Raw genomic sequence first — 1,006 nt, 5'->3', positions numbered from 1 at the left:
TACTGAAGGAAAACATTTAATGAACCAAATTCTTTTGATAAGAGTTATAGTTCTATTACAAATGTTACATTAATTTCTATATTAAATGATCTTAAACATTATACAGCTACTTACTCATCTATTGCCAAATGCTATAACGTTAGCCCTTCAACAGTAGTAAGAATATTTGATAATCATGTTCAATTAAAAAGACACCACTTACAAGAAATCATATGTATAGATGATTTCTATTTCGACAGACGTTCTAAATATAAATATGCATTTATGATTATGGGATTCAAAAACTAACTTATCCTAGATATCGTTGAATCTAGATGTGAAGAGAAACTTAATGATTATTTCTTCTCCATTCCTAAGAGTGAACGTGATAAAGTAAAATACATTTCTATGGATATGTATAATCATTACCGCACTTTAATGAGACTATATTTTCCTAAAACTATAATATGTATTGACAGTTTCCGTGTTTTAAAGAAGATTACAGATTGTCTAAATTCAGTTAGGAAAAGGATATTAAGACGTTACAAAGATAGTCAAGAATACAACTTATTAAAATATAGATACGAACTGCTTTTAAAGAGTGGCGATAAAATAAATGATGAAAAGCACTTTTTTGATCGTACATTAGGTTATACAACTAGTGAAGCAGGAGTATTAGAATGTGTTCTTTCTATAAACAAAGAATTAAAAATGGCTTATAATTTAAAAGAAGATTATCGTGTATTTAATGATGTTAAAGAAAATGAATATAATGAAGAAGAATATCTAACGGATGTATTGAAGGAAAAAATAATTATGTAAAAAAGATTCTATCTAATGAAAATGGAATGACCAATTTTGACAGAGCTAGAAATAGAATTATGTATTCTCAGAATCTTTTAGATATGTATACAATTTCTATTAATAAAAAACAAATCAAGAAAAACAAAAACAAATAAAAAATGAAATAATACTATATCTAGACATAAAAAAGTAGGATAATTATTGAAGATTATACATCTTCTAA

1 protein-coding gene and 1 pseudogene are annotated in these 1,006 nt (G+C 25.4%); both read left to right on the top strand.

Annotated features, from left to right (window positions below; translation table 11 throughout):
- The first annotated feature begins 291 nt into the window (after positions 1-291).
- Entirely contained in the window at positions 292-801 is a 510-nt protein-coding gene (locus tag KTF99_RS16780) for a transposase (RefSeq protein ID WP_336244706.1), read from the top strand.
- Positions 756-938 (top strand): annotated as a pseudogene (locus KTF99_RS17755) (ISL3 family transposase); the annotation flags it as partial. The gene KTF99_RS16780 and the pseudogene KTF99_RS17755, both read left to right, overlap by 46 nt.
- Between the last annotated feature and the right edge of the window lie 68 nt (positions 939-1,006).

It is taken from the genome of Erysipelatoclostridium sp. MSK.7.34 (genome assembly GCF_019041935.1).
Taxonomy (GTDB): Bacteria; Bacillota_I; Bacilli_A; order Erysipelotrichales; family Coprobacillaceae; genus Thomasclavelia; species Thomasclavelia ramosa.
This window is presented reverse-complemented; position numbering and strand designations above follow the sequence as displayed.